The 14,081-nt window shown below is 46.6% G+C and carries 14 protein-coding genes; 11 read left to right on the forward strand and 3 right to left on the reverse strand.

The features are described 5' to 3' along the window. Nucleotides 1-142: 142 nt before the first annotated feature. The gene (locus ACTS3T_RS05885) at nucleotides 143-496 is read right to left on the reverse strand and encodes a late competence development ComFB family protein (RefSeq protein WP_377962547.1); all 354 of its coding nucleotides are present in this window, start codon (nucleotides 494-496) and stop codon (nucleotides 143-145) included. Between the two features lie 784 nt (nucleotides 497-1,280). On the opposite strand from ACTS3T_RS05885, the gene ACTS3T_RS05890 reads away from it, so the two are divergent. Together ACTS3T_RS05890 and ACTS3T_RS05895 are read left to right on the forward strand one after the other, a co-directional pair. Next, complete coding sequence (locus ACTS3T_RS05890) at nucleotides 1,281-4,574, forward strand: PAS domain S-box protein (protein ID WP_377962550.1); 3,294 nt, start codon at nucleotides 1,281-1,283, stop codon at nucleotides 4,572-4,574. A 167-nt stretch (nucleotides 4,575-4,741) separates the two neighbouring features. Beyond that, nucleotides 4,742-4,927: a DDE transposase family protein gene (locus ACTS3T_RS05895; RefSeq protein WP_377962553.1), complete on the forward strand. Its 186-nt coding sequence runs from the start codon at nucleotides 4,742-4,744 to the stop codon at nucleotides 4,925-4,927. 73 nt (nucleotides 4,928-5,000) lie between these two features. Here the strand turns inward: ACTS3T_RS05895 and ctpC are convergent, their stop codons facing one another. Together ctpC and ispG are read right to left on the reverse strand one after the other, a co-directional pair. Then, nucleotides 5,001-6,302 (reverse strand): carboxyl-terminal processing protease CtpC, encoded by a 1,302-nt coding sequence (ctpC, locus tag ACTS3T_RS05900; RefSeq protein ID WP_377962556.1) that lies wholly within the window; start codon nucleotides 6,300-6,302, stop codon nucleotides 5,001-5,003. A gap of 193 nt (nucleotides 6,303-6,495) precedes the next feature. Continuing rightward, the gene (gene ispG / locus ACTS3T_RS05905) at nucleotides 6,496-7,722 is read right to left on the reverse strand and encodes a (E)-4-hydroxy-3-methylbut-2-enyl-diphosphate synthase (protein ID WP_377962559.1); all 1,227 of its coding nucleotides are present in this window, start codon (nucleotides 7,720-7,722) and stop codon (nucleotides 6,496-6,498) included. Between the two features lie 476 nt (nucleotides 7,723-8,198). On the opposite strand from ispG, the gene gvpA reads away from it, so the two are divergent. From gvpA to ACTS3T_RS05950, 9 genes are all read left to right on the forward strand, one after another. Continuing rightward, on the forward strand, nucleotides 8,199-8,417 hold the full coding sequence (gvpA, locus tag ACTS3T_RS05910) for a gas vesicle structural protein GvpA (protein WP_377962562.1): 219 nt from the start codon (nucleotides 8,199-8,201) through the stop codon (nucleotides 8,415-8,417). 148 nt (nucleotides 8,418-8,565) lie between these two features. After that, nucleotides 8,566-9,345, forward strand: a complete 780-nt coding sequence (locus ACTS3T_RS05915; RefSeq protein WP_462934850.1) for a hypothetical protein — start codon at nucleotides 8,566-8,568, stop codon at nucleotides 9,343-9,345. After that, nucleotides 9,342-10,577: a gas vesicle protein GvpN gene (gene gvpN, locus ACTS3T_RS05920; protein WP_377962567.1), complete on the forward strand. Its 1,236-nt coding sequence runs from the start codon at nucleotides 9,342-9,344 to the stop codon at nucleotides 10,575-10,577. Before ACTS3T_RS05915 ends, gvpN begins: the two co-directional genes overlap by 4 nt. An 11-nt stretch (nucleotides 10,578-10,588) precedes the next feature. After that, nucleotides 10,589-10,957 carry a gas vesicle protein gene (locus ACTS3T_RS05925; protein ID WP_377962570.1) on the forward strand — a complete coding sequence of 123 codons (369 nt, stop codon included), beginning with the start codon at nucleotides 10,589-10,591 and terminating at the stop codon, nucleotides 10,955-10,957. A gap of 12 nt (nucleotides 10,958-10,969) precedes the next feature. After that, nucleotides 10,970-11,161 (forward strand): hypothetical protein, encoded by a 192-nt coding sequence (locus tag ACTS3T_RS05930; protein ID WP_377962573.1) that lies wholly within the window; start codon nucleotides 10,970-10,972, stop codon nucleotides 11,159-11,161. 47 nt (nucleotides 11,162-11,208) lie between these two features. Further along, complete coding sequence (locus ACTS3T_RS05935; protein WP_377962576.1) at nucleotides 11,209-11,679, forward strand: gas vesicle protein K; 471 nt, start codon at nucleotides 11,209-11,211, stop codon at nucleotides 11,677-11,679. Continuing rightward, nucleotides 11,672-12,412 (forward strand): gas vesicle protein GvpF, encoded by a 741-nt coding sequence (gvpF, locus tag ACTS3T_RS05940; protein ID WP_377962579.1) that lies wholly within the window; start codon nucleotides 11,672-11,674, stop codon nucleotides 12,410-12,412. The genes ACTS3T_RS05935 and gvpF overlap by 8 nt, the downstream gene beginning before the upstream one ends. Nucleotides 12,413-12,517: 105 nt before the next feature. Continuing rightward, nucleotides 12,518-12,760, forward strand: a complete 243-nt coding sequence (locus ACTS3T_RS05945) for a gas vesicle protein GvpG (protein WP_377962582.1) — start codon at nucleotides 12,518-12,520, stop codon at nucleotides 12,758-12,760. Nucleotides 12,761-12,808: 48 nt separating this feature from the next. Then, nucleotides 12,809-14,080 carry a glycosyltransferase family 87 protein gene (locus ACTS3T_RS05950; RefSeq protein WP_377962585.1) on the forward strand — a complete coding sequence of 424 codons (1,272 nt, stop codon included), beginning with the start codon at nucleotides 12,809-12,811 and terminating at the stop codon, nucleotides 14,078-14,080. Nucleotide 14,081: the final 1 nt, after the last annotated feature.

Below are 14,081 nucleotides of genomic sequence, written 5' to 3' on the forward strand. Positions count from 1 at the left end.
TCGCTTGATTAAACCTAATCGACAACGCTGAACGCTACACGGATCTAGCCGCCTGTCGCTTTAAGTCCGCAGAATTTAATCAACCTGTAAAATAGCTGGCGATTGAGTTACCTCGCCTCTAAAAGCCAAATTTTGGTTGGGGTTAGCCAAACCAATCCGATGGCGAGTTGTGTTTGTGATCTTGCTTAGAAGTGTGAGACGTAGATTGAACCTGGCTTTGCTCGAACACTTCTCTAATGCCAATATGAATTGTGCTTTCAAGTTTGCCCTGATCAACCAGCGAACGGCAGACCGATTGACAGTTGACCTTATTGAGATCGCACTCGTTCAAAACAACGTAGAAATTACGAACCCGATTGAGTACATAAGCTACCAGCTTTTGACGTAAATCAGGTAGAGCAAACGCCTTTTGATAAGGATGGTGAGGATAAGACTGAATCAGCTTTTCCGCTTCCTCAATAACGACTTGTTCCATCAAATTCAAAATTGTTTTCATGACCTCTCTCTATAGTTACTAGGGTTTGCGTTAGTTAGATAGTCTGACACTTAGCTCACCTGCAGGTAGCTAAATAAGCTGTTAATTGGTATAGGCTGAGGTCGGTTTTGCGTATGACTTAGCTATAACTGATCAGCCAAATCTAAGTATTAACAACCTCTAAAAAAGCGAATTCATTCTTTTTGCCAATTTTTGTTTATAGCCGCAATCTTAACCAAACATAAAGACTTGCCTGAATAGCCTGCCAGCGATCGCTAGCAGGAAAAATACGATTTAATAGCTATGGTGGGGATTGCTTAACAATCTAGGCAATCAGGCTTAGCTACTGTGTAATGACATCCCCGTAAAATTACTGAATTTCAATTGATCCCATGCCTGACAGTTAAGAGTAAATCCGCTTTCTATCACATTTTTAAGATAAACAAAAAATGTGAGGATTTCATGAAGATAGGTAGTAGCTTATATAGCTTGAGGCATTTGAACCAAAGAATTCAGCCCAACGTTGGGCATACTTAGGGTAATTACCCAAAACTCACCTTGCTATGACCAGAGAAAAGATCACATCCGTTGCAGTTGTTTAGGTACAGATCTGGCGGGAGTAGCCCCTACTTTTGGGATTTTTGTCAATCAGGTTGTATTGCTTTGAAGAAGTCTCTGCGGGTCGCTAAATAATTTCTTAAAAAGTTTTCTTTGAAGTTCTAGGATTCGACAGTCTAGCAAAATGGAGTCCCCTACCAGCAGAGAAACTATAGCGGCAAAAGCTTTCTGCAATCAGGAGTCACAGGTGACAGAAACTGCAACCGTAGAGTTTCAGCTACAACAATTCGCTCAGGGGCAAAGTCATTTACAGGCTTTTTTCGCGGAAACGCCAGATTTATTTTGTCGGCTGTCTTTAGATGCGAACTGTCTTGAGCTTTGTCCTCACTGGCTACCAGTAACAGGCTGGAATCCAACAGATTTACAAGGAACTGGCTGGCTGGCTTGTATCGCATCTGAAGACAGGCCAACCATCTTTCAGATGCTGCATCAGGCTAGCCTGCAAACTCAAGCAACTCAACCAATCACCTGTCGCTTCCGCTATCCAGATGAGTCTTGGCAGTTCTTTGCTGTTCGCAGTCGTATCCACCAAGGCAGCTATTGGCTACACTGTCGGCCTTTAGGTACTCACTTACCCCAACTTTCTCAACCAGATTTGCAGCGTTTGCAGCGGAGCGAAGAGCGCTGGCAACTGGCGATTGAAGGGAGTAACGACGGTATTTGGGATTGGGATATTGAAAATGACCAGGTTTTTCGCTCTGAACGCTGGCTCTCTATTCTTGGCTATAGCAAAGACCAGATTGATACAAAGCAAGAATTTTGGACAAACTTAATCCACCCAGAAGATCGAAAAGCAGTCATCGCCGCCCAGCAAGCTTATTTGCAACACCTGAACCCAGAGTATGCAGTAGAGTACCGTATGCGTTGCCAAGACGGTACCTACAAATGGATTTTTTCGCGTGGCAAAGCTGTTTGGGACTATCAGGGAAATCCGATTCGGATGGTAGGCACTAATACGGATATTCACGATCGCAAACAAATTAAACAAGAACGCGATCGCTTTTTGACACAGCTACAAATCCAAAACAAAAATTTAGAACAGCTTATTCAACAGTTAGGAGCGCTTCTTGAAGATCGCACCTACCAAATGGTGCAACAAGCTCAAACCCTAGATGCGATTTTGTCTTCTTCTTCCGATCCAATTTACTGTTTTGATCGCCATTACCAATTACGCTACGTTAGCATTCGGGGGGCTGCTATTTTAGGCTACGCTCCCAATGAGATGCTACACAAAACAGGGCGAGAGCTGGGCTTTCCAGAGCGCTCAGTTGTTAAGTTTGAGCAGCAGATTCAAGACGTTATTACGACTGGAAATAGCCAAACCTACCAAAAAGGGCTGGTGACGGTTCAGGGAAAGCGAGATTTTGAATATGTCTTGAATCCTATTTTTGCAGAGTCTGGAGAAGTAGAAGCTGTTGTTATCAATGCGCGCGACGTCACCGATTTAAAGCGCAGTGAGCATATACTCAAAAATTTAGCAGCGGGGACGGCAGCCGTCATCGGCAAAGACTTTTTCCCTGCCTTGGTTCACCATCTCGCCCAAACGCTCAACGTTCGTTACGCCATCATCGCGGAGTTACACTCACACCAGCGGTTGGAAATTGTAGCCGCCTCTCCAGAACTCAGCACAAAAATTAGCCGTGCCTGGGCCATTGCCAATACGCCTTGTCAGCAAGCGATCGCCCAGGGTAGCTATCACTGTCCTTGCTTGGTGCAGCAACAGTTCCCTGAGGATCAAAACTTGGTCACGCTAGAAGCCGATAGCTATTACGGCATTAGCTTAACCAATAGCCAGGGAGATCATATTGGCTTGCTTTGTGTCCTTGACCATAAACCTTTCCCCTACTCTGAGCGGATCGAACAAGTCTTGCGTATTTTTGCCGCGCGAGCGGGTGCAGAGCTAGAGCGGCAGCAAACTTCTGATGCTCTACATCGCAGTGAAGAGCGTTTTCGCCGTATTTTTGAAGAAAGCCCTTTAGGTATCGCGCTGGCCGATTTAGAAGGACGCTTTGTAACCGTCAATCCTAAACTTTGTAAATGGTTAGGCTATTCGGCGACGGCACTTAAACAGCTCACCTTTTTCGAAATTACTCACATTGCTGATCGCGGCTTGCACCTTCCTTACCTGCAAGACTTAATGAGCGGCCAGCTCGATCGCATCTCAATTGAAAAACGCTTTCTCCACAAAAACGGTACCCCCTTGTGGGCAAACTTGACTCTTTCTCGCGTTTGCTATTCCGAAGATGACTCAATTCACCTGCTAGGGCTAATTGAAGATATTGGCGATCGCAAGCAAGCTGAGCAAGCCTTAAAAGACAGTCGTCATCTGCTCCAGCAAATTACCGAAACCTCGCCCAGCTTGGTCTACATCTTCGACCTGATTCAACAAGCAACGGTCTATACTAATCGCGATTTAGCGGTGGTTTTGGGCTATCAAGATCGGCAAATTTCTGAAGCAAGCCTTCAATTTTTAGCCAACGTCATGCATCCTGATGATTTTCCTCGCTTCATCAGCTATTTGCAGCAGTTGAGCGCAGCCACCGATGGAGAATTGCTGTCTTTAGAATATCGCGTACGCAAAGCCAATGGCCGTTGGGCTTGGTTTGAAAGCGTTGATACAGTCTTTACGCGTGATGCCAAAGGTACGGTGACGCAGGTAATTGGCAATGCCTTAGATATTAGCGATCGCAAACAAGCCGAAGCAGAAATGGAAAAAGCCCTAGAACGAGAACGGGAATTGAGCGAACTCAAATCGCGTTTTGTCTCCATGACTTCCCACGAATTTCGCACGCCTCTGGCTGTGATTGCTTCTTCTGCTGGCATTCTCAAAGACTTTGGCTACAAGCTAGATGAAAGTCGCAAACAGCGTCACTTAGAAACAATTCAAACCTACGTTCAGCATACAACTCAGCTTTTGGACGATATCTTACTGCTGAATCGAGCCGAATCAGGACGCGTAAATTGTGTGCCACTACCGCTAAATCTAGTAACATTTTGCCGCGAACTGATAGAAGATATGCAGCTCAGTGCCCCTGATTATGTGCTCAACCTCACGTTAGAAGAGCCAGAAGTTGCCATTTTTGAGATGTCTGCCAGTTGGAGCGTTTTACTAGATGCCAAACTATTACGCCAAATTTTAGTCAACCTGCTTTCAAACGGCATCAAATATTCAGACCCCGGCTCCTGCGTGACGCTGAGCCTCGCGCGTGACGACACAACCGTCACGCTCAACATCTCAGATGAAGGAATTGGCATCTTGCCAGAAGATCAAGAATACTTGTTTGAGTCTTTCCATCGAGGAGCCAATGTCGGTACTACCCAAGGCACTGGGCTGGGCTTGTCTATTGTCAAACGCTGCGTAGAGTTGCACAACGGTAGACTCTCTTTCAAAAGCAGACCCTTGCAAGGAACTACATTCACGGTTTGTCTACCGATTACAGCCGACGAGGTGAGTGAGCCAGTCGTTCCAAAAGCTGAGTGATTGGAGGAAAGTATACCTATAGCCGCAGCGTTGAGAAACTGAAATTGCTGAAAGTCTTCTACAGAAAGCCTTTTATGCTACCTTCTGCCTTTGGCTACATCAGCTCACCGATTCAGGAAAATACGCTATAGTCTAGGACTGTTCACCTGTGTAGTTCTTGAACTCAAATGACTAACGCCCAAGGCTGGTACATTGTCAAAGCCCAAGACGAGTCTTGCCAGATCATCACCCATGAGCAATTTGCCGCGATCGCTAACGCCCAACCTCAGCACTGGGGGCCTTTTGCTTCTCAAAGTGAAGCGATCGCCCGACGAGTGGGCTTAATCCGAGCAGGCAAATGTCAACCTCAATAAAGGTTCAAAGCAGCAATCAAAAAGCTGCCCACTTCATCGGCAGACAGCTTTTGATCCATTTGAATCTAAATTGCTAGTTCAAAGCAGGTGAAACCACTACATTAGCTGCTTCGCGATTGACTCGAATTTGCTGGGTTAAAATCTCTAGCGCCTTGGCATACTGAGGATCTTCTAACGTCCCAACTCGCTCTCGATCTTGAGAAAAGCTTTCGCGATCGCTTTCACTCAGCTCAATCACCACATCCGGTTCAATGCCTTGTTTGTTGATATCGCGACCACTCGGCGTCAAATACTTAGCGACGGTAACAGCAACTCCCGAACCATCAGGCAAACTTCTTACCGATTGCACCAACCCTTTACCAAAGGTTTGCGTACCGACTAAAACAGCTCGGTGATTGTCTTGTAACGCTCCAGAAAGAATTTCACTAGCACTGGCTGAACCACCATCGACTAAAACCACCAGCGGTAAGTCAGTGACCGCCCGATTGTTGGCAATTTCTTCATCCACAATACCTTGGCGATCGACGGTCGAAACAATAGTGCCATCGTCTAGCCACATGCGGGCGATATCAATACTGGAATACAGTAAGCCACCCGGATTCCCGCGCAGATCTAAGATATAGCCAATCACATCTCGATCTTCTAGAGCTTGAATCGCATCTCGCATCTCAACAGCCGCATTGGCACTAAACTGCGTCAGGCGAATGTAGCCAATACCGCCCTCAGCCCCTTCTCGATAGCTGTAGCGCACCGGATGAATTTCGATTCGCGCCCGCTCAATTTCATAATCAAGCGTACGTTCACCCCGCTTCAGCGTAAGTTTCACCTGCGACCCAACTGGCCCACGAATGAGATTAACGGCAGTATTGAGATCCATGCCTTCGGTACTCTGACCGTCGATCGCCATAATTACATCTTGCGCCTGCACCCCAGCATCAAACGCAGGCGTGTCTTCAATGGGCGCAACCACTAAAATCTCGTCAGTTTCTTCATCCTGTGAGATTTGAATACCTACCCCTGTGAGTTCGCCAGAGGTATCCACCTGCATGTTGCGATACTCTTGCGGATCCATAAAGCGCGTATACGGATCATCTAGTTGCTCCAGCATCTCTCGAATAGCACCGTAGGCTTCTTCTTGGCTGCCGTAATCCCGCTCTAGATATTCCATGCGAACGGCTTCCCAATCAACCTGATTAAAGGTGCCATCCACATAGTTGCGATCGATGAGTTGCCAAACTTCATCGACTAGCTCTTTAGGGCTTTCGCGAAAAAAGGCTTGCCCTTGAGAGAGATGAATACCCGCACCGGTTACTGTAACTGCAGCGACAGCAAGAGCAGTCGCACCAAGTACAAGTCCACGTTTTGAGATTGCCATAAATCAACTGATGTGTCTGAAGGCGGTATGCTCAATCTAGCACACCAAAAGTGTAGCTATGGGATTCAAACAGAGCCAAATTTTGGGCCTTGACCCAAATAGTTAGTTGCCCCCCTCAAACTAAAATATTAACCCCTGTTTTACCGACAATTGAGCGCAGCAGACTTGGTTGCTCCTGCTCCTTAATAGAAGTTTAGGGATCTACCCAACGATCATCGGCTTTGATTAGGTTGATCAATTCTGCTACCCCCTGATCTTCGGGCACCCGTTTAATTTCTTCTCGGCCTCGATAAAGGGAAATGTATCCTGGCTGCTTGCCCACGTAGCCATAGTCAGCATCAGCCATTTCGCCAGGGCCATTGACAATACAGCCCATAACAGCAATATCCAAGCCTGTTAAGTGCTGGGTAGCTGCCCGTACTTTATGTAGGACTTCCTCTAAGTTGAAGAGGGTTCGCCCACAGGAAGGACAAGCCACGTACTCCACCATTGTCTTGCGCAGACCCAAAGCCTGCAAAATGCTGTAGCAAACCGGAATTTCTTTTTCAGGCGCTTCAGTCAGTGAAACTCGAATCGTGTCGCCAATTCCTTCGGCCAGCAAGGTAGCGATTCCGGCTGTCGATTTGATGCGACCGTACTCGCCATCTCCCGCTTCCGTCACCCCCAAATGCAGCGGATAGTCCATGCCAGACTCATTCATGCGCTGCACCATCAGCCGATAGGCAGCTAGCATCACTGGAACCCGTGAAGCTTTGAGGGAAATTACCAAATTGCGATAATCTAGCGATTCACAAATGCGGATAAACTCTAGCGCTGATTCCACCATACCTTCAGGCGTATCGCCATAAGTAAACAACATGCGCTCAGCTAAAGAACCATGGTTTACCCCAATTCGCATAGCTTTACCCTGATCTCGCAGAGTAATTACTAAGGGTTCTAAGGTTTGACGGATTTTTTCGCCTATTTCTTCAAACTCAGACTGTGTATATTCGCTACGGGTCGGACTGGGCTTTTCAAAGACGTACAGCCCTGGGTTAATTCGCACTTTGTCAACGTGCTTGGCTACTTCTAAGGCAATTTTCATGCCATTGTGATGCACATCTGCCACCAAAGGCACTGCTTGATAGCTGGCTGATAGCTTCTGTTTAATTTCAGCGATCGCCTTTGCATGAGCCATACTAGGCACCGTCACACGAACAATCTCACAGCCAATTTCGTGTAAGCGACGAATTGCAGCCGCCGAACCATCGATGTCCAACGTATCTTCATTGATCATTGATTGCACCACAACCGGATGGCCCCCTCCAATCGTGACGCTGCCGACCTTAACAGGGCGCGTGTGGCGGCGATGAATTGTGGTATCGAAAGCGGGATTAGCTTCAGCAGCGGACTGAGCCACAGGATTTGACAGAGTTTGCATAGCGCGAGGGTGAGCAGGCAAGTACTTAGATATCCATCTCTGTAATCAGGTTGCCATAGAAATGATGCGATTAAAACTTTTCCTGGCTCTTCCTGCCAAAAGCATGTCGATAAAAGACAACAACGACCCCAAGGCAAACTGCAGGTAAGCTACCCACAACGCGCATAAACACTCAACCACTCAGCAAGGTAGGCCCACGCTTGAACAAGTCTGCAAAGGAATCAATAAGCAACCTATAAAATTGCCAACCCAGCAAAGTTTAGACATTAGTAATACAGCTCAGTAGCTAAAAATTGCCACTCACTTTGCGATTCTTAAATTAGAGCTGGGCAGACTATCACTGTGCACAGACCTAAAAGCGCTTCACAGTTGACCTGACTTCAACTCAGGTCGCTTCAAGCCTACCTAGGGATCGATCCCAACGGCTAACAACCAGCAACGACACTCTCAACTCTCTAAATTAAGGTTCAAAAACTATGGCTGTTGAAAAGGTAAATTCTTCCTCTAGCTTAGCAGAAGTGGTTGATCGCATTCTCGACAAAGGTATTGTGATCGATGCGTGGGCTCGCGTTTCCCTGGTAGGGATTGAACTGCTTGCTGTTGAAGCACGCATTGTTATTGCTTCTGTTGATACTTATCTCAAGTATGCCGAGGCAGTAGGGTTAACTGCCCAAGCTGCTGTCCCTGCTGTTTAGGTGCCTCGCTAAAATCCGATAACCATCACCCGTCAGATAACTCAAATAAATTTGATGACCTACAGATCTCAATCTGCGGGGATTGGCGGGTGATTCCTCTCGTTTCATTCATTCCATAAATAAGGGGTTCAATCAGGAGCTGGCTTCTATGACTGCACTTCGAGATCAGTGGTTAGCGCAAAGAGAGCAGCGACAGCAGACGGTACTGAAGCGACAGCAGCAGGTCACAGAAATTTTATCGGCCTACCAGCAACAGCGTCAGGTCGAAGCCGCTCAACGGCTACAGCAACGTCAACAACAAAGTCTTAACAAGCAGATTGCAACTCAGCAATGGTTAACTGAGTTGCAACAGCAGCTTCAAAAAAATCGAGCCGCTGTTGAGCAACAATTGACGAATCACCAGCAGATGCGATCGCAGCAAAATCAAATCTGGCGGTTGGAGCTTTCTGCTTTAATAGGTGACCTACAGGTTGAAGTAGGAACGACGCTTTCAGCGATCGCCCAGCAACGACAAAACCGAGCCATTGCTCTGCGGCAAAAACTTAAACAAGAGCGGCAAATTCCGCTTCAGGCAGTTCGCATTCTATTTGACTCTTTAGCTGAATTTAGAGCTGAACTCGCAGCTTATCGGCAAAGCCTATCGCAACAGGTTTGGGGAACAGCTACCACGGTGCGATCGCTACCTGCACCTGCGGCTAACAGTCAGCCAGCCGTACCGCAAGTTACGCCAGCAGTCACCCCTCAGATCATTGAGAAAAAGGTTTATCAGTATTTGAAAACTCAGCACCAGGCAAGACTGGGTGACATTGAAGCAGCTTTAAAACTCAATCGGCTGCAGACCGTTGATGCCTTGCGATCGCTGATACAAAAGCAGCTCATTGTTCAACGCGATCGCATTTACCAGTTACCAGAGGAAGTTGTCCTGTGACCACCGTTCTTCAAGCTCGCCCCCACAACTTTGTCTCCACCCCCGCTATTGAGCGGTTATCGTCACGGGCTTTGCGCTATTTGCAATCCGGCTATTCAGTTCATCTCCGGGGTGCCGCAGGCACTGGGAAAACCACACTAGGTCTACATCTAGCCGATTTGCTAGGCCGCCCCATTATGGTGCTGTTTGGAGACGATGAGTTTACAACGGCTGACCTGATTGGCAACCAGTTAGGCTATACCCGCAAAAAAGTTGTGGATAATTTTATTCACAGCGTTGTCAAAGTTGAAGACGAACTAAGGCATAACTGGGTCGATTCGCGTTTGACGCTGGCCTGTCGCGAAGGGTTCACCCTGGTTTACGACGAATTTAATCGTTCTCGCCCAGAGGTCAACAACGTTCTCCTTTCGGCCTTAGAAGAAAAACTATTAGTGCTGCCGCCCAGCGGTAATCGACCTGAGTATATTCGAGTTCATCCCCAATTTCGGGCTATTTTTACCTCTAATCCAGAGGAATACTGTGGCGTTCATGGCACCCAAGACGCTCTCCTCGATCGCCTTATCACCATCAATATGCCAGAGCCAGATGAGCTAACTCAGCAGCAAATTGTGGTCAAGAAAACGGGGATTGACGCAGATTCGGCCCTCTTGATTGTCCGTATTGTTCAAGCTTTTCAGTCGGCGGCAATAGCAGATAGCGTTTCCAGCTTGCGTCCCTGCCTGATTATTGGCACTGTTTGCCAAGAGCATGAAATTGCGGTTCTACCGGAAAATCCAGAGTTTCGAGAAATTTGTGGTGATATCTTGCTTTCTCGCTCCGAGCAGCCTTTTGCTGAAGCTACTCAGCAGCTTTGGACAATTTTCAACCAATTGATTGCAGAACCCAAAACTCGACAGCCCCTAGCAGAAAAAACACTCGCTTCAGCAGGCTTGCACCGGATCACCCCTGAACTAGTTTCTGAAGAAGCAGTAGAAACGCTAGCAGAAACTAGAGCGGTCGCTACAGCAGAAGCAGAAACAACCGCCTTAGATCGTCTGTTGGCTACGCACGAACAAACAATTTATCAGCACTTAGAAGTCGTCGGTTCGGCTCGACTAGCTGAGCTTGAGACGACACTAGGCTTAAGCCGTTTTCAGGTTGTCAATGCGCTGAAATCTTTGATTGAAAAAGGCTTACTGCACAAACAAGAAACTCCAGGCGCTCCTTCAATCTATCAAATTCATATTGCTTAGAGGCAGACACAATGGTACTTGGGACTCCCCCCCGCCCCACTTCTAGCCCGTCAATGAATACAGCCACTCAAGGATCTAGCCTAGTTGATGTTTTAGAACGCGTGCTGGATAAAGGAATTGTGATTGCAGGAGACATTTCTGTGTCTGTTGGCTCAACTGAGCTACTCAGCATTCGCATTCGCTTACTCATTTCTTCTGTCGATAAAGCCAGAGAAATTGGCATTAACTGGTGGGAGAACGATCCTTATTTGGGGGGGCGATCGCCTCAATTATTGGAAGCCAATCAACAGCTACAAGCTCGCATTGAAAGTTTGGAAACCGAGTTAAAGGCGCTGCGAGCGGCTCAACCGCCAGTAGAAACGGCTCATTCATCTGACTAAGAGGGAAAGCGCGTGATCACCGTTAAAAGCATGAAGCAGATTGCCACCAGTCGCACCATTGCCAGTATGCGATCGCTACGACATTTAGGTAGTAATCATAGCTCTGTTCAAGATCAAGGGCGAAGGATGGTTGGCTACAGTCAAATGGTTGCCAGTGAAACTTACCGCCAGTGGCAGCAGCGCCAGTGGCAGCGTTCAAAGTAGTCTGCTTTAGCAATAGCCCCCTTAGAAAAGCATCTTTTTCGCTGCTTATGTTAGCTCAGCCTGACTCCATTACACCGACTCGAACGGATTCAAAAGCAGGACTTGCTCCTTTATTGCTGACCCTGATAGAACTCATTCGGCAGCTCATGGAAGCTCAGGTGATTCGTCGCATGGAAGCCGATGAGCTAGAAGAAACCGACCTCGATCGCGCTGCCGAGAGCTTACGACAACTGGAGACTCAAGTCATTCACCTATGTGAAATTTTTGAGGTTGATCCGGCTGATCTGAACCTGGATTTAGGCGAAATTGGTACCCTTCTGCCTAAAGCGGGAGGGTACTATCCCGGTGAGCGATCGCAAAGTCCTACTATTCTTGAACTTTTAGATCGGCTTCTCAATACGGGAGTTGTCGTCGAGGGAGAAGTTGACTTGGGCTTAGCCCAGATCAACCTCATTCATGCCAAATTACAGCTCGTCTTAACCGCCAAGCCAATTAAACGCATATCAAAACATGGGTGAACGACTCTATTTATACGGGATCTTTCCGGCACCGGGGCCACAGCATCTGGCGCTAACAGGACTCGACAATCAGCCGATTGACAGCCATACGATTGAAGAATTTACATTTTTGTTTTCAGCCGCTAAACAAGAGCGCTACCTGGCTAGCCGTCGTAACCTTTTGGGGCATGAGCGAGTATTAGAAGCGGCCATGCAAGCAGGGTTTCAAACGTTACTGCCGTTGCAGTTTGGTCTAACCACTGAAGCCTGGGAACCTGTGCAGCAAGAGCTGTTGGTGCCCAATCGCGATCGCCTCAAACAGCTCTTTGCCAAGCTCCAAGGCCGCCGCGAAGTGAGCATCAAAGTGATGTGGGAGCCAGATCAAGAACTGGAAACGCTGATGCGTGAAAACGAAGCCCTGCGACTTGAGCGCGATCGCTTGCAGGGTAAACAGCTGCGAATGGAAGAGGTTATTGGTATTGGGCAGGCAATTGAACAGGCGATGGAAGCGCGCAAACTAGACATCATTCAGGCGCTTCGGACGGCTTTGAATCCACTGGCTGCTGAGGTGATTGAAAATGAGCCAATGACCAGCGCCATGATTTACAATGCTGCCTACCTAATTTCTTGGGATGAAGAAATTGCTTTTGGAGAACAGGTGGAAGCTTTAGACGCTCAGTTTGAGGAGCGCCTGCGCATTCGCTATAACAGCTTCACAGCACCTTACAACTTTTCTTACCTAGCGCAACCGTAAATGCTTCGTCTGGGCTGATCAAAGGGGTAGTGGCTTTGAAGCGGGTCTTTAGCGCACTCCCAAAATGTTCATTTTTAAATTTGTTTAACGGATAGCGACCGGATTATGCTGTTTAAACTACTCCTTGCGCCCGTCACAGGCCCCTTAGGCGGCGTCACTTGGATTGCGGAAAAACTATTAGAACAGGCTGAAGCTGAACTTGATGATACCGAAAACCTGCAAAAACGGCTGTTAGCGCTGCAACTCTCTTTTGATATGGGGGAGATTTCAGAAGAAGACTTTGAAGCTCAGGAAGAAGAACTACTTCTGGCTATTCAGGCCACACAAACCGCTGAAGACGATCGGTAGGTAGCGATATTTCAAGATAAAATCAATCATTCCCCGTGGGGAAGTGAGTTGGTTTTTGAAGTTGGGCTGGATATGGCAAAGTTTCAGCGATCGCAGATTCGGTATTTCTTAAACAATTATTCTCTTTACTTTCTTCCTCTAGTTTTTTCAATTGCGCTAGCTTTTGAGACTTATCAGTTCGACTTTAGAACGTCCTACGTTGCAGGCAAGGCGGTCTTATATCATCTGGATCCTTATATCAATCATGTCTCTAACTTTCCAGAATTTTACAGCCCTGTTAACGCTGGAGTGCAGGCTAGTTCTGGCTTGAGATATCCGCCTTTAGCGGCTATTTTGTATGCACCGTTTGCTTTTTTCCCTTATGAAGTTGCCAAAATAATTTTCACAGTCGTTATTTTGTTGTTTTTTGGTTTAATTTGTTTTGAACTAGTTAAAAACAACCGATTTTCGCTAAAGGGAGAAGCAATTTTATTTGCTGCCTGTAGTTTTCCTATTATTGCTTCAGTTGAAAGAGGGCAAATTGATTTAGTTGTTCTTTACTTAACGCTGTTAAGCTTTTTCTGTCAGCAAAAAGGACAAAGCTTTAGGGCAGCATTTTGTCTAGCTTTGGCCGCTAATATCAAAATTATTCCGTTAGGCGTTTTAATTTATTATGGCTTACGTAAGCAATTTAGCTTTATCGCTCAAGCTTTAGTAAGTACAGCTATTCTATTTTTATTGCCTTTACCTCTATTTGGGTTAAGCGTCTACCGTCACTTTTTAAGCCGAATCTTTCCTGGCATTTTTGCAGAAATCACCAGTCCTACTCCCATAAATTTACACGGCCAAAGAATCTTTAAAAACATTGTTGAATCGGTTGATAGCCCTAATTTACGTTTGGGTCATGATTTTGTTCATGGCTTTATGAACCCGCTGCTCAAAAACTCATCGTCTGGAGCTATTCTTTGCGGGTTAATCTTGACAATTTTGTTTTTTATTGCCGCCTGGAAAAGCGATAAAAGTTATCAGTTTTTTGGCTTTATCAATACGCTGAATCTTTTTAATCCAAAAGCCTGGATTATGGGTTTAGTATGGCATTTACCTTTATGTTTTTACCTTTACAACCAAGTCAACAATCGGGGTAAATTTTTACTCCTTTTGCCGTTATTTTTACCACCTTTCTTAAATGCAAGCGCTATTCTCGCTTATGTAGTTTCGATCATCTTTGCCCTGACGCCACGCATACCCCTGTTAAGCAGGTGGTTTTTGCGCGACGCTCATGCTCGTTCTTATGAGCGTGAATCTAGCAAACGAGGATTGAGCCAACCCCTTGCAGAATAGC

The organism is Almyronema sp., assembly GCF_052168255.1.
In the GTDB taxonomy this organism is placed as follows: domain Bacteria; phylum Cyanobacteriota; class Cyanobacteriia; order Phormidesmidales; family Phormidesmidaceae; genus Sphaerothrix; species Sphaerothrix epifaneia.